This window comes from Saccharopolyspora elongata (genome assembly GCF_004348985.1).
Taxonomy (GTDB): Bacteria; Actinomycetota; Actinomycetes; order Mycobacteriales; family Pseudonocardiaceae; genus Saccharopolyspora; species Saccharopolyspora elongata.
Genome location: NZ_SMKW01000112.1, coordinates 1 through 22,275, shown reverse-complemented (window position 1 = coordinate 22,275; position 22,275 = coordinate 1). Strand labels below are relative to the sequence as shown.

21 protein-coding genes and 1 pseudogene are annotated in these 22,275 nt (G+C 63.5%); 16 read left to right on the top strand and 6 right to left on the bottom strand.

Annotated elements, in window-relative coordinates; genetic code table 11:
* From E1288_RS42245 to E1288_RS42220, 5 genes are all read left to right on the top strand, one after another.
* Positions 1 to 338 (top strand): carboxyl transferase domain-containing protein (locus tag E1288_RS42245; RefSeq protein ID WP_328592553.1); only part of this gene is annotated, 338 nt, incomplete at its 5' end.
* 327 nt (positions 339 to 665) lie between these two features.
* Positions 666 to 1,946 (top strand): extracellular solute-binding protein, encoded by a 1,281-nt coding sequence (locus E1288_RS42235; RefSeq protein ID WP_132494370.1) that lies wholly within the window; start codon positions 666 to 668, stop codon positions 1,944 to 1,946.
* A 5-nt stretch (positions 1,947 to 1,951) separates the two neighbouring features.
* Complete coding sequence (locus E1288_RS42230; RefSeq protein ID WP_165968558.1) at positions 1,952 to 2,932, top strand: carbohydrate ABC transporter permease; 981 nt, start codon at positions 1,952 to 1,954, stop codon at positions 2,930 to 2,932.
* Positions 2,933 to 2,990: 58 nt separating this feature from the next.
* Entirely contained in the window at positions 2,991 to 3,812 is an 822-nt protein-coding gene (locus tag E1288_RS42225; protein ID WP_132494369.1) for a carbohydrate ABC transporter permease, read from the top strand.
* Positions 3,813 to 3,820: 8 nt separating this feature from the next.
* The gene (locus tag E1288_RS42220) at positions 3,821 to 5,233 is read left to right on the top strand and encodes a GH1 family beta-glucosidase (RefSeq protein WP_132494367.1); all 1,413 of its coding nucleotides are present in this window, start codon (positions 3,821 to 3,823) and stop codon (positions 5,231 to 5,233) included.
* A gap of 80 nt (positions 5,234 to 5,313) precedes the next feature.
* Here the strand turns inward: E1288_RS42220 and E1288_RS42215 are convergent, their stop codons facing one another.
* Positions 5,314 to 6,255 (bottom strand): AraC family transcriptional regulator, encoded by a 942-nt coding sequence (locus E1288_RS42215; RefSeq protein WP_165968557.1) that lies wholly within the window; start codon positions 6,253 to 6,255, stop codon positions 5,314 to 5,316.
* Between the two features lie 632 nt (positions 6,256 to 6,887).
* On the opposite strand from E1288_RS42215, the gene E1288_RS50015 reads away from it, so the two are divergent.
* From E1288_RS50015 to E1288_RS42200, 4 genes are all read left to right on the top strand, one after another.
* Positions 6,888 to 7,178 (top strand): hypothetical protein, encoded by a 291-nt coding sequence (locus E1288_RS50015; protein ID WP_132494364.1) that lies wholly within the window; start codon positions 6,888 to 6,890, stop codon positions 7,176 to 7,178.
* 593 nt (positions 7,179 to 7,771) lie between these two features.
* Entirely contained in the window at positions 7,772 to 8,398 is a 627-nt protein-coding gene (locus tag E1288_RS42205) for a helix-turn-helix transcriptional regulator (protein WP_132494362.1), read from the top strand.
* 78 nt (positions 8,399 to 8,476) lie between these two features.
* Positions 8,477 to 8,638, top strand: a complete 162-nt coding sequence (locus E1288_RS47585; protein WP_165968556.1) for a hypothetical protein — start codon at positions 8,477 to 8,479, stop codon at positions 8,636 to 8,638.
* Between the two features lie 104 nt (positions 8,639 to 8,742).
* The gene (locus E1288_RS42200) at positions 8,743 to 9,117 is read left to right on the top strand and encodes a cytochrome P450 (RefSeq protein WP_132494360.1); all 375 of its coding nucleotides are present in this window, start codon (positions 8,743 to 8,745) and stop codon (positions 9,115 to 9,117) included.
* Positions 9,118 to 9,134: 17 nt separating this feature from the next.
* Here the strand turns inward: E1288_RS42200 and E1288_RS42195 are convergent, their stop codons facing one another.
* From E1288_RS42195 to E1288_RS42175, 5 genes are all read right to left on the bottom strand, one after another.
* Positions 9,135 to 10,118, bottom strand: coding sequence for an alpha/beta fold hydrolase (locus E1288_RS42195; RefSeq protein ID WP_132494358.1), 984 nt, complete (start codon positions 10,116 to 10,118; stop codon positions 9,135 to 9,137).
* A 24-nt stretch (positions 10,119 to 10,142) separates the two neighbouring features.
* Positions 10,143 to 11,315, bottom strand: a complete 1,173-nt coding sequence (locus E1288_RS42190; RefSeq protein ID WP_165968555.1) for a cytochrome P450 — start codon at positions 11,313 to 11,315, stop codon at positions 10,143 to 10,145.
* Positions 11,290 to 12,474 carry a terpene synthase family protein gene (locus E1288_RS42185; RefSeq protein ID WP_132494354.1) on the bottom strand — a complete coding sequence of 395 codons (1,185 nt, stop codon included), beginning with the start codon at positions 12,472 to 12,474 and terminating at the stop codon, positions 11,290 to 11,292. The genes E1288_RS42190 and E1288_RS42185 overlap by 26 nt, the downstream gene beginning before the upstream one ends.
* A 216-nt stretch (positions 12,475 to 12,690) precedes the next feature.
* The gene (locus E1288_RS50600) at positions 12,691 to 12,996 is read right to left on the bottom strand and encodes a beta/alpha barrel domain-containing protein (protein ID WP_132494352.1); all 306 of its coding nucleotides are present in this window, start codon (positions 12,994 to 12,996) and stop codon (positions 12,691 to 12,693) included.
* Between the two features lie 286 nt (positions 12,997 to 13,282).
* Positions 13,283 to 14,389, bottom strand: coding sequence for a chitinase (locus tag E1288_RS42175; RefSeq protein WP_235884194.1), 1,107 nt, complete (start codon positions 14,387 to 14,389; stop codon positions 13,283 to 13,285).
* 848 nt (positions 14,390 to 15,237) lie between these two features.
* On the opposite strand from E1288_RS42175, the gene E1288_RS42170 reads away from it, so the two are divergent.
* The 7 genes and pseudogenes from E1288_RS42170 to E1288_RS49425 form a co-directional block, all read left to right on the top strand.
* A complete protein-coding gene (locus E1288_RS42170) occupies positions 15,238 to 16,419 on the top strand; it encodes a hydroxymethylglutaryl-CoA reductase (RefSeq protein WP_235884193.1) in 1,182 nt (393 codons plus the stop codon).
* 53 nt (positions 16,420 to 16,472) lie between these two features.
* A complete protein-coding gene (locus E1288_RS42165) occupies positions 16,473 to 17,564 on the top strand; it encodes a thiamine pyrophosphate-dependent enzyme (protein ID WP_207954869.1) in 1,092 nt (363 codons plus the stop codon).
* Between the two features lie 68 nt (positions 17,565 to 17,632).
* Complete coding sequence (locus E1288_RS42160; protein WP_235884195.1) at positions 17,633 to 18,637, top strand: alpha-ketoacid dehydrogenase subunit beta; 1,005 nt, start codon at positions 17,633 to 17,635, stop codon at positions 18,635 to 18,637.
* Entirely contained in the window at positions 18,621 to 19,889 is a 1,269-nt protein-coding gene (locus tag E1288_RS42155) for a dihydrolipoamide acetyltransferase family protein (RefSeq protein ID WP_132494347.1), read from the top strand. Before E1288_RS42160 ends, E1288_RS42155 begins: the two co-directional genes overlap by 17 nt.
* 15 nt (positions 19,890 to 19,904) lie before the next feature.
* Positions 19,905 to 20,183, top strand: a complete 279-nt coding sequence (locus E1288_RS42150) for a chorismate mutase (RefSeq protein ID WP_132494345.1) — start codon at positions 19,905 to 19,907, stop codon at positions 20,181 to 20,183.
* 30 nt (positions 20,184 to 20,213) lie between these two features.
* Positions 20,214 to 21,440, top strand: a complete 1,227-nt coding sequence (locus E1288_RS42145; protein WP_132494343.1) for a 3-deoxy-7-phosphoheptulonate synthase class II — start codon at positions 20,214 to 20,216, stop codon at positions 21,438 to 21,440.
* Between the two features lie 380 nt (positions 21,441 to 21,820).
* Positions 21,821 to 21,937 (top strand): annotated as a pseudogene (locus tag E1288_RS49425) (recombinase family protein); the annotation flags it as partial.
* Between the last annotated feature and the right edge of the window lie 338 nt (positions 21,938 to 22,275).

Genomic DNA, 22,275 nt, shown 5'->3' with positions numbered 1-22,275 from the left:
AGTCCTACGGCGGCGCGTACATCGCGATGAACTCCCGCGCGCTGGGCGCGACCACCGTGTTCGCCTGGCCGGAGGCCGAGGTCGCGGTGATGGGCGCCAAGGCCGCGGTCGGCGTCCTGCACCGCAAGGCGCTCGCCGCCGCGCCTGAGGAGGAGCGCGAGGCCCTGCAGGACAAGCTCATCGAGGAGCACGAGCGCGTGGCCGGCGGCGTCGGCCGGGCGATGTCGATCGGCGTGGTCGACGAGGTCATCGACCCCAAGACCACCCGCCGCCGCATCGCCGAGGCGCTCGCCGCAGCCCCGGCCGGACGCGGCTCCCACGGCAACATCCCCCTCTGACAGCGTGGAGTTGAAATTGCCTAAGAGCCCTGTCGGCGAATGCCGTCCGCGCCTTGTGAAGCTATGCAAGGCAACCACCAACACGGCTCAGGCAAGCTGAAGCATCGTGTGCTGGCGCTCCTGGACCAGCCTCATCTCCGGAAGTTCTACCGGCGGGTCGAGGTCGACGCGGGCAACGAGGGACGGGTGCTGGTGCACTTCTGAACCGCGGGCCGGATGTCCGAAAAGGCAGACTTTGGTTCCCGTGGTGGACACACGTTTCGCTGCTCGGTAGATCAACCACAGGCTCGCGGCATGGTGGTCACGACTGGGAGATGAGGAAGTGTGATGAGGAGAAGACGTTCACGCTGGCTGGCTGTTGCTGCCCTGGCCTCGGCTGTGTCGGTGGCCCTGGCGGGGTGCGCGGGAACCGATGGGTCCGGCAGTGGGAAGATCGAGATCAAGGTCGCGACCTTCGGCGAGTTCGGTTACGAGCCGCTGTTCAAGGAGTACGAGGCACAGCATCCCAACATCCACTTGGTGTCGCAGGTCGCCGACTTCGAGGCCCACCACAAGGGACTGGCCACCCAGCTAGCGGGCGGCAAGGGCGCTGCCGATGTCGTCGCCGTCGAAGAGCAGTACATGCCGCAGTTCCTGCAGTCCAGGGACAAGTTCGTCAACCTCGCCGACTTCGGGGCCAAGGACCTGCAGAACCAGTGGGCCCCCTGGAAGTGGGAGCAGGGGGTCAGCAAGGACGGAAGTTTCGTACTCGGTCTCGGGACGGACATGGGCAGCCTGGCGATGTGCTACCGCCGCGACCTGTTCGCCCGGGCCGGTCTGCCGACCGAGCGTACCGAGGTGGCCAAGCTGTGGCCCACCTGGGAAGACTTCGCCCGGGTCGCCGACCGGTTCAGCGCCGCGGTGCCGGATGCGAAGTTCGCCGATTCCGCCGGCACCATCTACACCGCGATCTTCAACCAGTCCGAGGAGAACTTCTTCTCGAAGGCGGACGACTCGCTCATCGCCGACCGGAATCCGAACCTGCGACGTGCCTTCGACATCGCCGCGAGCATCGGGGCGAAGGGGCAGACCGCCAGGGTGACGAGCTACACCCAGGGCTGGAACGTGGCGGTCAAACAGGGCTCCTTCGCCGTGATGAACTGCCCGGCCTGGATGCTGGAACAGATCAGGGAAGCCGGTGGCGACGGGAACAAGGGCAAGTGGGACCTCACCACGGTTCCCGGCAACAGCGGAAACCAGGGTGGCTCCTACCTGACGGTGCCCAAGCAGGGCGCACACCCGAAGGAGGCTTACGAAGTCGCCAAGTGGCTGACCGCCCCGGAGCAGCAGAAGAAGATTTTCCTGCAGAGCGGCATCCTGCCCAGTACGCCGGCTGCGTACCAGGATCCTGAGGTGATCGGCAAGACCGACCCGTACTTCAGCGACGCACCGGTGGGCCAGATCTACGCGAGCTCGGCGGACAGCCTGCGCCCGAATTACCGCGGTGCCAAGGACAGCGTGGTGCGACCGAAGTTCGGCCAGGCACTCGGCCGCGTCGAGGACGGCAAGCAGAGCGCCGACCAGGCGTGGGCCGAGGCCGTGCAGCAGGCCCGCGACGCCGTGAGGTAGGGAGGATGTCACGAAGCCCTTCACCGACGCCCACCCACGAACCGGCCCACGTTCTTCGTGGGTCGGTTCCGGGTGGGCGCCGGGGGGTCCTGCTCTCCCAGATCGACGCCCGGGTCACGCCGTACCTGTTCGTCGCTCCTTTTTTCGTGCTGTTCGCGGTGTTCGGCCTCTTCCCGCTGCTGTACACCGCGTGGATTTCGCTGCACGACTGGAATTTGATCGACGGTGATCAGGGCTTCGTCGGGCTGGCGAACTACACCGCACTGTTCGCCGACCCGGATTTCTACAACGCCCTGTTCAACACCGCGAGTATCTTCGTGGTCTCCACGGTGCCACAGCTGTTGGCCGCGCTCGGCATCGCGGCGCTGCTCAACCGGCCGCTTCGTGCGGGGACCGTTTGGCGCGCAGGTGTTCTGCTGCCGAACGTCATCTCGGTGGTGGCCGTGGCGCTGGTCTTCGCCCAGCTATTCGGCCGCGATTTCGGCGTGATCAACTGGATTCTGGGATTGTTCGGGTTGGATCCCGTCGACTGGGAGGGCCAGCGCTGGTCGTCGCACCTGGCCGTCGCCACCATGGTGATCTGGCGTTGGACCGGCTACAACGCGTTGCTCTACCTCGCCGCGATGCGCAACGTCCCCAGGGAGCTCTACGAAGCGGCCGCGCTCGATGGGGCTTCGCGGTGGCGGTCGTTCTGGTCGATCACCGTGCCGGGAATCCGGCCGACCATCATATTCACGGTGGTGGTCTCGACGATCGGCGGCCTGCAGCTGTTCGCGGAGCCGCAACTGTTCGACTCGACCGGAACCGCCGGTGTCGGCGGCAACGACCGGCAGTTCCAGACGTTGACCATGTACCTGTACGAGAAGGGATTCGGTCTGTTCGACGCCGGATACGCGGCTGCCATCGCATGGGTGCTGTTCGTCATGTGCCTGCTGTCCGCAGTGGCGAACTTCGTGCTGGTGCGTCGAATTCGCGGAGGGAGCTGAAGCGGTGCTCGCGAGTGTTCCTGCCCGGCGACTCCGTCGATCCGACGGTGCCGGTCCATTGACCCGCCGCCCCGGGGTTCTGGTTTACGCGCTGCTGACCGGTGTTGTCGTGTCATCGGCGTTCCCGCTGTACTGGTCGTTCGTGGTGTCCTCCAGCGACAGCTCGGCCATTGGTGATTCCATCCCACCTCTGGTCCCCGGCGGCTACCTCCTGGAAAACGTGCAACGCGTCTTCGACACCGTGGACTTCTGGCTCGCGATCCAGAACTCGTTGATCGTGTCGGGGACGGTCATGGTGTCGACCGTGGTGCTGTCCAGCTTTGCCGGGTTCGCTTTCGCCCGACTGCGCTTTGCCGGGAGAAACACTCTGTTCCTGGTGGTGATCGGAACCGTGATGGTGCCGGCCCAGCTCGGGGTGGTCCCGCTGTACATGGTCGTCGGCGACCTCGGGTGGTACGGCAGGCTGGAGGCGGTGATCGTGCCCGCACTGGTCAACGCGTTCAGCGTCTTCTGGATGCGCCAGGCGTGCGAGGAGGCGGTTGCCCCGGAACTGGTCGACGCGGCCAGAGTGGATGGTTGCTCGCTGTGGGGGACGTTTCGGCATGTGGCGATCCCGGCGATTCGTCCGCAGGCGGCAGTGCTCGGCATGGTGACGTTCATGGCCGCGTGGAACGATTTCTTCTGGCCGCTGATCGTGCTCGACCCGAACGAGAGCCTGACCGTTCAGGTAGCCTTGTCGAGGTTGGCGAGCGGTTACTTCTTGGACTACTCATTGATGCTGACCGGTGCGACGCTCGGCGTGCTGCCCGTGATCATCGTTTTTCTCCTGCTGGCAAGACAGATCGTCAACGGACTCACGCGAGTTTCGGTCAACGGATGAGGTGGGATATGACCAACAAGAAGGCGCTCGGCTTCCCGTCGGACTTCGTCTGGGGGACGGCCACGGCCTCCTACCAGATCGAAGGCGGAGCGAAGGAGGACGGCCGCGGACCGTCCATTTGGGACACCTTCACGGCCACGGAAGGCAAGGTTCTGGGTGGTGATACGGGTGAAGTGGCTTGCGACCACTTCCATCGATATCCCGAGGACGTCGCGCTGATGGCGGAACTCGGCCTGCCGACCTACCGGTTCTCGGTGTCCTGGTCGCGGGTCATGCCGGACGGGCGGACGGTGAACCCGCAGGGGATGGCGTTCTACGACCGGCTGGTCGACGAGTTGCTCGATCACGGCATCACGCCGATGATCACGCTGTTCCACTGGGACCTGCCCCAGGCGTTGGAAGACGAGGGCGGTTGGCGGGTTCGTGACACCGCCGCACGGTTCGCCGATTACGCGGCGGCAGTGCACGGCGCCCTCGGCGATCGAGTGCCGGATTGGACGACGCTCAACGAGCCCTACTGCTCGGCATTTCTCGGCTACGGAACCGGGGTGCACGCACCCGGAGTGGCAGAGCCGGGCACCGCGCTCGTCGCGGCACACCACCACCTGCTGGCGCACGGGTTGGGGATGCGGGCGCTGCGCGCAGCCGCACGACCCGGACAGCGGTTCTCACTGGTGCTGAACTTCGCGCCGGCGCTGACCGATGGGGACGACGAAGCCCACCGCGAGGCCGCGCGCAAGTTCGACGGGATGCAGAACAGGATCTTCCTCGACCCGGTGCTGGGTCGTGGTTACCCGGAGGACGTGCTCGCCGACGTCGCTCACCTGGGTGCGCTGGAACCCGCTATACGCGATGGCGATCTCGAGACGATCACTACCCCGCTCGACTGGCTCGGGGTGAATTACTACGCGCCGGTCCGGGTGGCGCCGTTGGCGGACCTGGAAGCACCAAGTAACAGCGGCCTGCCGGGCTTGCGGGGCTTCGACGTTCTGCCGCCCCGGGGGCCGCTTACCTCGTTCGGCTGGGAACAGACGCCGAGTTCGTTGACGGACCTGCTGCTGTGGCTGCGCCGGCACTGCCCTGGCCTTCCGCTCATGGTCGCCGAGAACGGCGCGGCCTTCGCCGACACGATCGACAGCGATGGTCGGATTCGAGACCGCGACCGGGTCCGCTACTTCGCCGACCACCTTCGCGCGGTCCATGCGGCGATTGAGCAGGGCGCGGACGTGCGCGGTTACCTCGCCTGGTCGTTGCTGGACAATTTCGAGTGGGCGCTGGGTTATTCGCAGCGGTTCGGCCTGATTCACGTCGACTTCGACACCCTGCAGCGCACGGTCAAGGACAGCGCCCGCTTCTTTTCCGGAGTCGCGGCGAGCAACGCCGTTCCGGTCGACGACCCCGCCGAGCTCACTGTGGACTGACGCTGGCCATCCGATACGAGCGCTGTGCCGACTTGACCTGTGACAAGCAGCTCGCCAAGTCGGCTACTTGAGACAGGATCTCAGCGGTTGCGATGGTCTTTTGGGGTATGGCCGAAGTGCTGGCGGAATGCCTTGGTGAAGGTGTGGGCCGAGTTGAAGCCGGATTCGTAGGCGATTTGGGTGATGGTTTTGCGAACGTTGGCGGGGTTTTCGAGTTGTAGCTGCGCGTGGTGGAGACGTTCTTGACGAATGAGTTCGCTGGGCGTGGTTCCGGTTCGCTGGAGCACGGCTTGGATTTGTCGCGCTGACCAGCCGAGTGCTTGTGCGATGGATTCCGTGTTGAGTCCAGGGTCCCACGCGTTGGCGCGAATGTGTTGGCGTATTTGGGTTTCGATCTCGCGTGCGTGGCTGGTCGGCGGTTGGGTATCGCCGAGGAGGAACAGGCAAACCAGGTCGGTGAGGTGTTGGCTTGCTCGGTCGAATTGGGTGGCGGTGAGGGTGTCGCGTTCGGTTTGGAGGGTGGCGAGGCTGGTGTAGATGAGTCGCCCGAGACCGTGGGCGAGGTCGGTTGCGGGGTTGAGAAGTGCGCCGCGGCCGAGGCGGTGGTCGATCTCGCGCTGGGGCATGGTGAGGACAATGCCCTTGTGGCAGGGGCCGACGCCGACGTTGAACGGGGTGTTCATGGTGAACAGCGCGCCGGTGCCGGCGGTGAGCGTGCGCTGGTTGCCGGCCTGGCGTAACACGAGCGAGCCGCGGGTGGAGATGGCGAATCTGTATCGCTCATCGGGGTCGGCATGAACTTGGCGCTTGGTGCGCTGAAGCCATTGCGGGGTGGAGGCGCCCCAGCTGACGAGTTCGTAGGACTGGGTGCGTTGGCAGGTTGTGCGGCCTTGGAAGTCGTTCGGCCGGACGACCCGGGAGCTGAGGGTGCAATGGAATGAGCTGATTACCTCGCCCCAGTATTCGAGCTGGTCGGCGCGTGGCATGTCCTCGGTGGTGGTATCCACGGTGACGGCATCCACGTGGTAAGTCGGTGGCATCGCGACCTCGGCTGCAGCAGGGACGGACATCGGGAAGTCTAGGCCGGGTGGCTCGGCGCGCCTAGACCGTTTAGTCGCAGCGCCGAGCTCGTAAGTTGGCGCGGGTTGCGCCGCAGTCCGAGGGCGCACGCCTCGACCTCGGCCTGGGTGCAGGTCAAGCAGCGGTGCGGGGTGAGGACCGATCGGCCAAGTCCGCATCACCGCGTGACGATGCGCGCAAAACGGCGACGAACCGTTCTACTGGACGGGCATGAATGGCCAGTTAGCTGTCACCGGGGCGCCATCGAACCCTTCCAGTCGTGGCTTTGGTGCGTGAGTCAGACGCACCCGCCGCACTGGACGTCTTCCCGATCAAGTAAACCGCCAACCAGTCCCGACGGCGCAGTCGTGCGCGTGTGGGCGGTTGTCGTGCGTTTCTAGGCGCAACAACCACCCACCTGTCCTCTTAAAGTCCCCTTGCTCGCAGCAACCAGGGGCTCACGGAGAGGTAGGCATGGCCACGGACGCTCTTCTGTATCGATTGATGGGCGAGAAAGACCGGACCCGTTCCCGCTGCCTTCGATGACCGGGATGCGTTCGATCCGGCGCGCCACCCGAACCGGCATGTGGCGTTCATGCCCGATCATCACCATTGCATCGGTGCCCCGCTGGCCCGGGTGGAGGGCGAGAGCATCTTCTCCCACCTGCTGGAACACTTCCCCGGGATCGGGTGTCTGTCGTTCGTCGAGCGTGAGGCGCGCAAACGCTTCGAGGGCCGGCTCGGCGTCGATGAGGCGATCGACTCATTGGATCTCGGTGAGTACTCTGAACGCAGCAAAGCAGATCGCGCAGAACGTGATCAACGAGGATCAGCCGACCTGTTGACCATGTTTGGACGGAGTGCGCGATTGGAAGGATTCGTCTGATGCGATGGGTCACCTACGTATCGACCGCTGAGGACGAGCGCGCCGGGCTCGTCCGCGCCGATGACGTTCACGCGCCCGGCCCGGGTGCGCGCCTGGAGAACGTGCTCGGTGAGCTCGAGGCTGCCGGTGAACGCGCTCGCCGCGCCAAGCGAGGTCCTGCCGCTCGACGGGTTGGCGTTGCGGGCCCAGATCCGGCCACGGCCGGTTCGGGACTGTCTCGGGTTCCTGCAATACCTTCGCAACCTGTCCGAACCGCTTGGCGGCGAGCCGGACCGCGGGCAAGCCTCCGCGACATCCCGGTTCCGTGTCCCTGACTTCCGTGCGCAACGTTGGTGCAACGTTCCTCACGTTCTATTTCACCAACACCGGAGCCGTGCTCGGAGCGCACGACGACGTCGCCTTAGCTAACGGGGACGTTGCCATGGGTGGCGGAACAACAACGAAGACCGGCGTGGCTACCCGCTGATTCGCGCCGGACTAGCCCAATGCTTGGACGAGCACCAACATATCGAGACCACCAACGACAACGCCGACGTTGTGGTCGTCGCCACGGAAACCGCCGAAGCATCCACTTAGTTTACGGGGACATTGCCATGGATGGCGGAACAACAACGAAGATCGGCGTGTCTATTACTGCCTCGGACCCGCTGATTCGCGCCGGACTAGCCCAGTGCTTGGACGAGCACCAACACATTGAGACCACCAACGACAACGCCGACGTTGTGGTCGTCGCCATGGATATCGCCGAAGCATCTACAATAGAATCGCTGCGAAGCCTCAATCCCGCCGCTGTCAAACCCGTTATCCTCGTAGTGGAAAACCGTTGGCGCGCTGACATAGCCACGGCGGTAAGGTTGGGCGTCCGCGCCGTCCTATGGCGCCACCACTTCTCCGCCGGCGCCTTCGCCCAAGCTATTCGAGCAGTCAGCGACGGTGGTGGCTTTCTCCCCATTTCAATGCAGGGCGCACTCGTGGATCAGCTTCAACGGACCTACCGCGAAGTGCTCGCACCGCTCGATATGACACCCTCCGGTATCACGCACCGCGACATCGATGTCCTACGTCTCGTCTCCGAAGGATTCGGCCTCGAAGAAATAGCGCAAAAACTCCACTTCTCCGAACGTACCGTCAAGAACATCCTCTACAAGTTCATGGAACGATTCGATCTCAGCAACCGTACCCACGCTGTCGCCTACGCCATCCGCGCGGGTCTCATCTAAGGGTCGCTCAACGATCGAAATAGCCGTTTCGTCCTATTTAATCCCCGCTCAGCTCGACGAACCCTCTGGAGAAAGCCGATGAAGCAACAGTCCTGGCTGTTCAAGATCGACCCCACCGGCCGCGACGTCTACGCCGAGGCCGCCGGCATCCGACGACAAGGCCCCGCAGCGCTGGTGGAACTTCCTGGTGGAGTGGTGGCGTGGGCGGTAACCAGCCACGATCTGCTTAAGCGCTGCTAAGTGATCCACGCGTTTCCAAGGACGCCCGGCAGCACTGGCCTGCCTTCACCAACGGCGCGATCACCGAGGAATGGCCGCTGTATATCTACGCCTCGGTGCCTAGCATGTTCACCGCCTACGGCAGTGAGCACCGACGGTTGCGTTCGCTGCTGTCCAAGGCGTTCACCCCGTCCCGCGTTGAGAAACTCCGACCGGCTGTCGAGCAGATCACCGACGACCTGCTCGACGGACTGGCCATGACACCGCGTGGAGAGCCGGTGGACCTCCGCAAGAGGTTCGCCTATCCGTTGCCGGCGGAGGTTATCTGCCAACTTTTTGGTGTTCCCGACGCGCCGCGCGTACCGCCCTGCGCCAGTCCATCGACGATGTCGTCGCCACCGCGTCCAGTTCGGAAGAAGCTGCGGCCACTCGACAGGCGCTGTATAGCGGCTTTGCTGACCTCGTTGCCTCCAAACGGAAAGAACCCGGCGACGATATGACCACCGCGCAAGGCCCCTCAGCGCGAGGATGCGACCGCAGCTACCGAACGAGCGAACTCGATTATCGCGGCGCTGACTTGCGCTGGGGCTTCCTGCTGCGTCCAATGCCCGACGTCAGGCAGGACCAAGGCTTCACTTCGGCCCGCCACGAGCTCATCCATGCGCTCGATTGCGTCCCGCACACCTGGGAAGTTCAAACACCGGTCCTGTTCGCCCACCAGATACAATGCGGGACAACGAATCACACTGTTCTGCAGGAAGGCGGTGAGTTCCCAGTTGCGATCCATATTGCGATACCAATTGAGAGCACCGCTGAAGCCTGCCGAGAATTCGGCGGCATAGGTCTCAATATCGGTTTCGGTGAGCCAGGTAGGAAGTTTCTCAGGTTCTGGATAGATGTCGAGATATGTGCAACCAGCAGGGACGATGGGTGCGGGTGGCCTGGCATGAGCCTTGGACTGGGACCGTGAACCGCGAAGCATCAGCCGGAAGGTCTTGTGCGGGTCCGCACCGAGGTCCGCGTCTGCCGGGCCCGGGCGTTGAAAGTAATTGGTGTAAACACCGTCGCCGAAAGCTTCGACCATTTCAGCGAGTTGCGACTGCGAGCCACGGGGTCGGTACGGCAGGCTTAGGCCGACCACCCCACGTACCAAGTCTGGCCGCATGAGCGCTGTGTTCCACGCTACTTCCGCGCCCCAATCGTGACCGACGACCACCGCTTCTTTCTCATCGAGAGCGTGCAGCAGTTGGATGACGTCGCCAACCAAATGCATAATGGAGTACTTTTCCACGGAAACCGGATGGTCGCTCTGGCCGTACCCGCGCTGATCCACCGCTACCGCCCGAAACCCGGCCTCGGCGAGTGTGGCAATTTGATGGCGCCACGAATGCCACACCTCGGGAAAGCCGTGTAAGAGCAGCACCAGCGGCCCAGTGCCGGCTTCGGCGATATGCAGGCGGACGTCACCCGCTTGAACAAATCGATGCGTAATGGAGGTCACTGTTATTGGTCCCTAGTGATCAGATTACCAGGTGACGGGGAACCGATCGAACCCGCCGATTACCGTTTCGATACGGCGCGGCAGCGCTTCGCAGGCGCGCACTGGCCGCAGGTGAGGGAAACGTCCGAACAGTTCTGTCAGCATCACTTCAAGTTCGACTCGCGCCAGCTGCTGCCCTAGGCACTGGTGCGGGCCGAAGCCGAAGGATGCATGCCGAACTCGGCGTCGGGTTGCGTCCATCGCTTCAGGATGGGGACAAAGAGCCGGATCTCTGTTGGCGGCAGGGAGAAATGCTACGACGCGGTCCCCTTCCTTGATCTCCTGACCGCCAAGTCTGATGTGCTCGCGGGCAACCCGGTCTACGCCGTACTGAATAACAGTGATGTAGCGCAGTAGTTCTTCGACTGTTTCTGAGCTCTGCGGCGCGCCCACAAGAAGGTTGCGGCGGGCCTCCGGGTTCTGACTAAGCACGGCTACGCTTTCGGTGACCATCCCGGTTATGGTCAAATATCCGCCCATCAGCAACGTCACGGCCAAGTCGGCGAGCACGACATCGGCGAATTGCCCGGTAGCGATAAGCTCGTCAAGGAGGCCACCAGTGGGTGCGCGCCGAATCTCCTCGATCACCCGGCACATACAATCGAGGGCTTGGTCCACGAATACCCGGCTTTCCTCCGACGTCTGACCGCGACGCAAGAGACCTTCGATTATTTCTCTGAATTCAGAGCGAAAAACGGGGAGAATGCCAAGTATTTCATGAATAACACGCTCTGGTACCGGCAGGGCGAAGGTTTCGATCAGATCGGCTGATCGGTTCTGGCTTCTCGAGAGCACGTCGAGTTGCTCGCGGGCAATTTCGCGAATCCGCGGCTCCAGTTGCTGGATCCGGCGAGCAGAGAATGCCTTGTTCAGCGGCTGGCGGTACCATCCGTGTTGGGGTGGGTCATTATGCAGCAGCCGACCGATCTTACGCTCCTCTTCAGACCAAGAAGCTCGATGCATCGGCTCATCGCCGGCACCGAACCGGGCGTCCGAAAGAATCAACCGCACCTCTTCGTACCCCTTGGCAAGCCAAACCTTTTCACCCGTCGCGAGGGTTACCTGCTTAACTTGTTCACTCCAGGAGGCAAGCGCGGATAAGCACTCCTCGGAAAAGTCGAAAGAAGTGGTTTCAGGCTGTGTGAATGCGTTCGTCATAACCATTTCCCTGTCTGATCGCAGCCCGCACGGCTTTGCCGAAATGGTCGTCTACCTTCCCAAACGTCACCCAGTCTTCGATGGTGAACGAGTAGGATGCCCTGGTCATATACCAATCGACGTGAAAGTCCGCACAACGAGCGAGCCATCGGTAATGCTGACTGAGTGGATGACTGGGATCGTCGGCGACTCGATGCATGTGCGCTATCTTGCCGCGCACCCCGGACAGCAAGTCTTGAATCGCCTGCAACTCGCCTACGTGTTTTTCCTTCACCATGAGGGCGACGGCGTTGACCTGCCCGGAATGCATATCGTCGTCAAGACTGGCGATATCGTTGCTCACGCGGACACACCAGCCGAGATCCAGGCAGCAAGATCGATAGCGGTCGACTTCGATCCGGTCAATATCGTGCGGCATATTTGTCATCATTGCACTGAGTAGCAGTATTGGCGCGCCTGCGTCATAGCTACCGTTCGCGAGATGTTGGTCGAGCGTTGGAGCCGATTCGTCGTTTGCTCGCGAGTCGCGACTTACCAGATGGCTTCGCAGTGTCTTCGACAGAACATCAAGAAAGATTTCTACACACTCCGCTGATTGCGCGCGACGCACGGCTCCACCCATGCAATCCGCGAAGCAGGAGATGGTCTGCTCGACAGGGGAAAGTTGTCCGCTCGCACGCGCCGAAGCGAGAACGTTATCCAGGGGGCCCGCCTCTCTCACCGCGGATCCTCGCTGGCCCGGGATGATATTGGACGAGGTTGAGGTTCTGGCTTCGGGGATTGTGGCACTCTTGGAGGCATCCAAGCAAGCCGCCGTCAGATCTTGCAAGGCTGTTTCGTCAAAAATTCCGTACTCGTCATCTACGATGTCGTCATACACGAATAGGGTAAGGCATTGGGCGGCAAACTCGCGTACCGTCTGATTGTAGGCGCCCGCAAAGGTGTAGGCGGCAAGCAAAGATGACCAGGGGAGAGCCGCACTGCTCCGCGAAAGCTTGATGTCCGGACGGGCGCGCGTCCACTCCTCGAGATCTCGGTACACGGCTACGGCCGCTTCACATTCCTGAAGCGGCCAGCGAGCGGTACGTGTTGAATTTAGCCCACCGAGAATTCCGGTCATGGAGCAGGTCAAATCAATGGGCTTGTCGCCGTTGTCCACGCGGGCCTCGATAAGTCAGGTAAGAGCTGAATAGGATGTTCCGGTTAAGAACCGAAGATGTGGTTACGGATAGATGCCTGAAGGCGACTCTAGGTAGCCGCCAGGTGCCGGTCAACGCAAGATCGGATGGGGTGAGCCGGAGGGGCAGACAGTAGGGAACGAAAGGGCAAAAATTCCGGAGGTTGGTCTCCGGCTACCGCCGTGGCTCGCCTGATCTCAGGCCGCGGCTGCGGGTTCCAGCAGGTCTCGGGTCTTGCCGCTGTCGAGGTGCACCTGGGTGCTTGTGGGCAGGCCACCAGCGGGCAGCTCGGCGATCTGTCGGCGGGTCTGTTGCAGTGTGGGTGCCAGCAGCGGCGAGTCGTGGTGGTTGGTGCCGGCGGCAACGATGTCCAGTGGCAGTCTCGCGGGCAGCAGCGCGGCGATTTGGCCCCAGATCGGCTCGATGAGAGAGGATGGGCAGCATGGGCATGGTCGTTCCTTGTGATCACGAAGCGTCAGCAACTTCATGATCCCCACGACCATGCCCGCCCTGTCTTCAACCCGCCGCCAAGGCCAGCAAACGCTCCTACTGCGGAGCCTCTAACTCGATCCCGTCCACCGTGACGGGTTCCGCCTTCCGCACGGTCGGCCTACCGGACACCACGTGTGCTGTCCGGACAGCAGCCGGGGTTTCCGCGTTTCGCATGCGTGAGACAAGGCCGGGGTGGCAGGAATGATCCAGTCGGCACCTGCCGCTTTCTAACGACTAGCCCTCGTGGGACTGCGGGTGACCACCAGGGCGTGGTAGGCGGGTTTGCTCAGGGCGCAGTCAGCGGCCCACGCCGTGGTCGCTCAGGACCGGGTGAGCGTCAGGGGCCGGCGGGGAAATCTCGACGCCGACCTTCATCGCCGTTGTCCGTTGGGCGAACTGCGCGGTCAGCCTGGTGAAGTCCCAGCGGTGCTGCGGCACACTGCTGCAGGTGCCAGATGTCTGTCCGTTGTCGGGCGGTGTGCATTGACGGTCGCGGTTGAGCGACCAGAACGTGTAGCGGGACAGGCCGTGGCTGATCGAGTAGTCCAGCAGCGTCTGAAAATCGGCTTGAGTGTAGTACTCGCCGAAGTCCGAGCGCCCATTCATCAGCGACGCGCCCTCGTGGGCGTACGCGGTCGCGCTGTCCCAGCCGAATGTGCTCATCAGGACGCCGTGGAACTTCTTGAGCACGGCGATTTGATCGCCGACGTTCTGGAAGCCGTTGAACGGCATGATCGAGTAGTTGTTCGGTGTGAAGTTCAGGGCCTTGGCCGTGTTCAGAAGGTTCTGTCCCTGCGGCGTCGTTCCGCTGGGTGCGGCAACGGTGGTAACCGATACGTACAGGACGGGATTGTTCTGCTGCAGAATCTGTGCCGCTCGCAGTTCCTTGGTGATTGCTACGGGGTCCGAATACTCCGGCTCCTCGAGGTTGAAATCGATTGCTCGGAGTGCGTACTTGTCGATCACTTGCTGGTAGGCGTTCGCCGTATCTTCCGCGCTGCCGCAGGTTTGGCCCAAGTTCGTGCCGCCGTAGCCGCCGATCGAAACGGAGACGTCACCGCCGGCCAAGCGCACGCCGTCGATGATTCGAGCGACGGCGGTATCCGCGGACACCGGGACCGCGCCATCCCAGGTGGGCGTACAGTCTCCACCGCCCCTGGGAGCCTGGATGAACGTCAGCTGGAAGGTCTTCTGGCCTGTCTCCGCCATCACCTTCGGCAGATCCGGTGGGTTGCCGTAGAGCGGCGTCACATACGGCGCCGACCCGTACCAGCTGTCCGACAACGTCGGCGGTGCGACGGTCACCGGGTTCGTAGGAGCGGCGCTACTGGGCGTCGCCCACAATGCTGTTGCGATTCCAACAGAAGCCGCCACGGCGGTGGCGAGCGCGGGGAATTTTGGCACATGTCCTCCTCATCGGACGGGGTTGTGGTCGCGAGGCGGAAGGTCATCGACGAGGACCCCCGCGCATCTGGGCCGTGCGGAACTCATGCCACGACCCGGGATGCTCGAGCTGCGCGACATCACTCGCCGCTTGTGGTCTCGGGGCCGTCGCTCTCGGCGGTGAGAACCAATGGCTGAAGGCGCCCAAGATCACGTTGACGGCGGGTCAGCGTCGCCGCTGTATCCGCTCGTTGGTCACGCATGCCGACCAGCGGCCGGCGCAACGTGGCCGCGCCAACGATCCCGGGCGTCACCCATCGTTGTTCCCGGGCCTGACCTTTTGCCCGAAAGTACCCGGGGATGACGATCCATCGGGCACGAATTCTGCAGAGATTTGCATTCTCGAAACGTATGCCGGGAACGGTGTACGGCGGATGGCGCGCAATTGAACCGCTTGTGCAAATGGGCAAGTCTGCCCGGGTAAAGCGTGCAAATATTCGCAGGGTGTTTGACTTTCTCGACGGCACTGTGATCGCGGACCTCCTGAAAGAGATTGAGGTTCGATTACCGGCTAGTCCGATCGGGTGAATGTTTGATTCGGTACAAGTCCTGCGTAACGCCGCTCTTGTGCACGCGAAATGCTCGGCTGTACTCTTCCAGCTGTCGCCGAAGTCGAGTCGCAAGGCTTCACTTCGAAAAGCCCTTGAAGTGCCACCGCTGGGAGAACAGCGCCTAGAGTTGACTTGGGCCGACGAGCTGTCGCGAGTTGAGCTCTCGGGTCTACTGCGTCGTGACCCGGTTAATTTTATTTAAACATAGCACGACGAGAGGGGATCTACTTGTCGAACACAGTTGTCTCCCGGCACAGCTTGGACGAGCGCATCGCTTTGATCAAGTTGTTGCTCGACGGGACCGAGGAGTCCTACGAGCCGCTGAGGTCCGATCTCGCGGAATCGGAGGTCCAGGGCAATATCGAGAACTTCGTGGGCGCGGTCCCCATTCCGCTCGGGCTGTGCGGTCCGGTGGACATCCGAGGTGGCGAGGCGCGGGGGACTTTCGCCGTCCCCATGGCCACTCTCGAGGGGACCTTGCTCGCGTCCTACTCCCGCGGCGCGAAGGTGATGAATCTGTCGGGCGGCTGCGAGACCATGGTGTATGAAGACTACTTCTTGCGCGCCACCCAGTTGACCACGAATTCCCTCGACGAGTCGGCGCGACTGATAGAGTGGTGCCGCGACCATGAAGAGGCTATTCGGGACATAGCGAATCGCAGCAGTGGTCACCTGAACGTCACCGCTGTCTCGTACGACTGCGCGGGAACCTCCGTGATCTTGTCGCTCCAGTTCACCACCGGTGACGCGATGGGGAGCAACATGGGCAGCAAGGCCGTCAGCCTGGTGTCCGACTACGTCAAGCGGAACAGCGGCCTCGTGCGCGAAGAATTCGTGCCGTATCCGGAGGACAAGAAGAACATCCCCGCGCGTCAAAAAGGGAAGAAGGTCATCGCTCGCACCGTCCTGAAGGAGGACGTGGTGCGCCGAATGACCCGAGTCGGGCTGGATCAGCTGGCGAGCTACATCCGGAATTACAAGAACGTCCTGGCCCTACACGGGAGCCCGTCGCTGAACATCCATGCCGTCAACGGCATGGCCGCGTTGTTCCAGGCGTTCGGGCAGGACATGGCTTATCTCGGCGAATGCTCGCAAGGCGTGGTGGACTGCCAGTTCTTACGTTCTGGTGACCTGGAGGTGTCAATCACCCTGCCCACTCTCATTGTGGGAAGCGTCGGTGGCGGAACCGGGCTGCCCGCCTTCCGGGCAACGTTGTCCATGGTGGGCTGCTACGGCGCCGGGAAGGCCCGGAAACTAGCGGAGATCATGGCTGCGGTGATGCTCGGCGGGGAGATCGGTTGCGCAGCCGCGCAGTGCAGCAACGAGTTCGTGGCGGCACACGAATCCTTGGGAAAGAACCGGCCGAGCGATCCGGCGGCCCCCCTCGTGCGGCCAAGGCTTCCGCTGGAGGACACCGAAAACGTCGGGAGCATGTCGTGACGCTCCTCACCCACGACAGCTGCCCGCCAGGCGCAGTGCGTGAGCCGTTGGACGTGCCGCGCAGCGATCCCCGTTCGCTGCTGCCGGAACGCGAACCGTTGCGTGTCCTGGGAACCCCCGCAGCCGCCGAGTACGACGTCGACTTGCTCCGCGCCTTGTTCCAGGAGGTTTTCACCGGCCGTCGCTACAACCTGCAGGCGACCGCGCTAGCCAAGCAGGGCAGACTCGCCGTCTACCCGGCGACCACCGGACAAGAAGCATGTGAAGTTGCGGCCGCCGCGGTGTTGTCGACACAGGATTGGCTTTTTCCCACCTACCGGGACACGCTTGCCGCCATCGTGCGCGGTGTGGACCCGGTTGAGGCGTTGACGGTGATGCGCGGCGACTGGCACCACGGCTACGACCCGTACGAGCACCGGGTCGCGCCGTTGAGCACCCCGCTCGCCACGCAACTCCCGCACGCTGTCGGCTTCGCCCGCGCTGCGCGGCTGAAGGGTGAAGACACAGTCGTTCTCGCCATGGTGGGTGATGGCGGTACGAGCGAGGGCGACTTCCACGAGGCGGTGAACTTCGCTGCCGTGTGGAAGGCTCCGGTAGTCTTCCTCGTTCAGAACAACGGATTCGCCATCTCGGTTCCGCTGGCCAAGCAAACCGCCGCGCTGTCACTCGCCGACAAGGCGGTCGGCTTCGGTGTGCCGGGACGTCTGGTCGACGGCAACGACGTGCTGGCCGTTCACCAGGTCCTCGATGAGGCGGTGTCGCGGGCTCGAGACGGCGGAGGCCCCACCCTCGTGGAGGCGGTCACCTACCGTCTCGATCCGCACACGAACTCTGATGACGACAGCCGTTATCGCGACCTTTCGGAGGTCGAGCAGTGGCGGCGGCGTGATCCAGTTCTCGTCCTGGAGCGGTCCTTGCGCGGAATGGGGGTGCTCGACGATGACGCCGTCGAGCAGGCAGCCCGGTCGGCTGAAGAATTCGCAGCGAACCTGCGGAAGCGCTACAACCACGCGCCGAGCCCGGACCCCATGACGCTGTTCTCTCACGTCTACGCAGAGAAAACACCGCAACTGCGTGAGCAGGAAGCGATGTTGCGCGCCGAGCTGCGCGCCGAGGCGCAGGCCGAAGGGAACGAACAGCAATGACGAACGGCGCGACCACTGTCACATTCTCGGCGCCGGCCGGAGCGAGTCCGGGGCAGCGTTCGACGACGATGGCTCAAGCGCTCAACGCCGCCCTGCGAGACGCTCTGCGCGACGACCCTACAGTCCACATCATGGGCGAGGATGTGGGCGCTCTCGGCGGGGTTTTCCGGATCACTGACGGATTGGCCGCCGAATTCGGCAGTGACCGGTGTGCGGACACGCCCCTCGCGGAGGCGGGCATCTTGGGAACGGCAGTGGGCATGGCGATGAACGGGCTGCGCCCGGTCGTTGAAATGCAGTTCGACTCCTTCGCCTACCCGGCTTTCGAGCAACTGGTCAGCCACGTTGCGCGCATGCGGAACCGGACGCAGGGCCGCATGACGCTGCCGCTGACCATCCGCATTCCCTACGGGGGCGGGATCGGCGCGGTTGAGCACCACAGCGATTCCTCCGAGGCTTACTACATGCACACACCCGGGTTGCACTTGGTCTGCCCGGCTACCCACGCCGACGCCTACGGTCTTCTACGGCAGTCGATAGCCTCTGATGATCCGGTGGTCTTCTTGGAACCCAAGCGGCTGTACTGGTCGAAAGACCAATGGTCGTCGGATTCTTCCGAACAGGTGGATCCCGCCGGTGTCGCGGCAGTGCGTCGCCGTGGGACTTCGGCGACGCTGATCACCTACGGCCCGAGCCTGCCCTTGTGCATGGCGGCGGCCGAGGCGGCAGTTGAGGAGGGATGGCAGCTCGAAGTCGTCGACTTGCGATCCTTGGTGCCCTTCGACGACGAGACGGTTTGCGCCGCGGTGCGGCGAACGGGACGCGCGGTCGTGGTGCACGAGTCGGCGGGCTTCGCGGGTGCGGGTGCGGAGATTGCGGCGCGGATCACCGAACGCTGTTTCCACCACCTGGAGGCGCCCATCCTCCGTGTCGCAGGGTTGGACATCCCGTACCCGCCGCCGATGCTGGAGGGCCGTCACCTTCCGTCGGTGGACCGGATTCTCGATGCAGTGGCCCGCCTCCAGTGGGAGACGGATATCCGAGGGGGAGAGGTGCATGTCGCAGGTCTTTGAATTCCTGCTCCCCGACATCGGGGAGGGCCTCACTGAGGCGGAAATCGTTCGCTGGCTGGTGGATGTCGGCGATCGCGTGCGCGCGGACCAGCCGGTGGTCGAGGTGGAGACGGCGAAAGCCACGGTCGAGCTGCCGTGCCCGTATCAAGGAACGGTCGACAGTCGTGTCGGAGACGTGGGTGACGTCCTCCCCGTGGGCAGCGTCCTGGTGACCGTTGCGGTCGCCGCGACCGAACTCGAGTGCTCCGACGATTCGGCCAAGGTGCTTGTCGGCTCCGGCGTCAGCAGCGCACCCGTTCGCCGGCGCGGTCGGGTTCGGGCGGGGGCGGTTCCCGTCCCGAGGACCACAAGTCTTTGTGCTCAGCCTGCCCCCAGCCGGGATTCCGGCTCGTCGGCGCTGGTGACCACGCCGGTCGCCGTCGTTTCGCCACTGGTGCGCCGCCTCGCGAGGGACAACGGGCTTGATCTGCGCGCGGTCCAAGGCACCGGCACCGACGGTGTGATCACGCGCGCCGACGTCAAACGGGCCATCACCGCAGCCTCCCAGGTGGATTCCGCCGACCGGCGAGGAGGTGAGCGGGTTCCGATTCGTGGCATGCGCAAGGCGGTTGCCGACAAGCTCTCCCGCAGTCGACGCGAAATTCCGGACGTCACGTGTTGGGTGGATGTCGACGCCACCGAGCTGCTCGCGGCACGGGACGTACTCAACGCAGGCGCTGAGGCGAACCGAATCAGCCTGCTCGCGTTCCTGGCACGCATTTGCGTCGCTGCCGCGTGCCAGTATCCTGAGCTGAATTCCACGGTGGACGTCGAACGTCAAGAGATTGTCCGCTTTTCAGCTGTCAATCTGGGTTTTGCGGCCCAAACCGAGAAGGGCTTGTTCGTGCCCGTGGTGCACGACGCCCACAAGATGACCACTGCCGATTTGTCCGTCGAGATCGCGCGGCTCACCCAGGCCGCCCGTGCCGGGACACTCGCTCTTTCTGAGCTTACCGGTGGAACCATCACGTTGAACAACTACGGCGGCTATGGAGTCGATGGCTCCACGCCGATCATCAACCACCCGGAGGCCGCGATGCTCGGCGTCGGCCGCATCGTGGCCAAGCCTTGGGTGCACGAAGGCGAATTGGCGGTGCGCAAGGTCGTGCAGCTCTCGTTGACGTTCGACCACCGAGTCTGCGATGGCGAGGTCGCATCAGGCTTTCTCCGCCATGTCGCCGACCGGGTAGAACAGCCGCTCAAGCTCCTATGAGTCCACGGAGGAGGAATGACCAGGTCTCTCATCTCCATGCCAGGGGAGACCGTTGACGGCGGTTTTGACGTGTTACAGCTTCGTCGGCGCATTGACGACATCGACCAGAGCATCATCGATTTGATCCGTACTCGCAAGGAAATATCCCGGCAGGTGCAGCGCACTCCCACCGACGTGGGCGGGCCGCGGGTCGAACCCGTCCGGGAGGCCGATATCACCAACAACTACCACGTCCCGTTCGGCGACGCCGGTAGTGCGCTCGCTGCCGCACTGTTGCAGATCTGCCGGGGCTGACACGCACCTCTACTGTGGCTGAAGGTTGAAATGAACAGATCGCATGCCCTGCTCGATCCGCCCGCCCTGCTCGATCCGGCTGCAGCACAACAACCAGATTGGCCGGATCCGTGTGCACTGCGGGACGTGGTGGGTGAACTCGCCGCGCAGCCGCAACTCGTCTCGCCCCGAGAGTGTGATCGACTATTGGCGAGACTCGCGTCGGTGGCCGCTGGCGAGGCATTCCTCCTCCAAGGAGGGGATTGCGCGGAGACCTTCGCGGGTGCCACTCCGGAGACCATCGAGCGGAAGGTGCGCATACTCCACCAGATGGCGGAGATCCTCGCGGCCAATATGAATTTGCCCGTGGTGACCGTTGGCCGCATCGCGGGGCAGTACGGAAAACCCCGGTCCTCGGCAACGGAAACCAAGGACGGGACGGTGCTGCCGAGTTACCGGGGTGACGCCGTGAACGGGACGGACTTCACAGCCGAGGCCCGGACACCGGACCCGAGGAGACTCCTACGGGCATACCGGACAGCTGCTGACACCCTGGTGCGGCTTCGGGAGCTGACCGGCAACGTCACGCTGGTCCGCGAGGAGTTCTTCACCAGCCACGAGGCGCTGCTGCTTCCATACGAAGTAGGCCTCAGTCGCACCGACGCCCTGACGGATCGGCGGTTCGGCACATCGGGCCACATGCTTTGGATCGGGGAGCGGACCAGGAAACTCGACGGTGCGCACGTGGAGTTCGCCGCTGGGATTTGCAATCCCATCGGCGTGAAGCTTGGCCCGACCGCCGACCCGGCCGACGTATTGACGTTGATCGACAGACTGGACCCGGACCGCCAACCGGGCCGACTCACCCTGATCACTCGAATGGGAGCAGGGAAGATCCGCGATGTGCTGCCGCCGCTCGTGGAGAAGGTCACGGCGAGTGCGGGCTCGGTGGCGTGGGTGTGCGATCCCATGCATGGAAACACTTTCTCCTCGCCGAACGGCTACAAGACCCGTCGCTTCGACGACGTACTCGACGAGATCGTGGGCTTCTTCGAAGTGCACCGTGCGCTCGGCACCCATCCGGGCGGCCTGCACTTGGAGCTCACCGGTGAGGCTGTCACCGAGTGCGTAGGTGGGAACCCCGCGGTGACCATGGAAAGTCTCAGCCGGTGTTACGAGACGGCGTGCGACCCGCGCCTGAACCGCGACCAAGCACTCGAGCTCGCCGTCGCGGTGGGCTATCTGGCGAGGACCGCGGAGGGGACGGCTGTCTCCTGATTTCTGTCACTGGAGTCGCGCAAGCGCCGAGTGAAACATCGAAACATATACTCGAGCTCGGCGCCTGCACCGGTCAACTCACTGCCGAGCTCTTACATTCCAGCAACGATCCGCGACGAGATCAACACCCTGCTGCACGACTGACCGCACCAGGCTGGAAGCCAGGGTTCGCGGGTCATCGGACCGCCACCGCGTGCAGCTGTGTTGCAGTGCGCGGAATTCGTCCGACCATGTCAAATTCTGGCCGGGCAGGCCGTTCGTGCCCCGCTGGATGCCGGCAGAAAAGGCTGGTGAATATCCACGGCGGCTTGTCCGGGCCGAAATCTCTGGTCATCGGGATGCCCAACATCGAGACCAATGCCGTCCCGGAATTGGTTGGTGGACTGGGTTTGTATGCGCGGGTTTCCTTTCGCGACCAGAAGGACGATCTGGAGCGTCAGGTTGCCCGCCTGTCGGCGTGGGCGGCGGAGGTCAGCTCGGGCATGAACGGCCTGCGGTCTACTTAGCCCGGGATCTGTGCACGGTTCGGCAGCTGATGCGGATCGCCGGGCGCACGGTGGTCTCGATCATTACCCGGGCCGAGCTGATATCGATGCCACGGTGGATCGGTTCGCGGGCCTGCGCAGGATCGGGATTGATCAGGTAGACGTAGTGCGCAGACCCCCGGATTTATTCGTGGGGTTAGCACGTCAAGTCCGATCCTGACGTACCGAGCACGACTGGTTGCAGACCGCGCCGTCGCACATTCTCCAGCAGGCGTTGAAGGACCTGGACCGGGCGTGCCGCGACCACGGCACGTTCCGGGTTAAGTGGCGCGGTAAGCAGCGTTGGAACC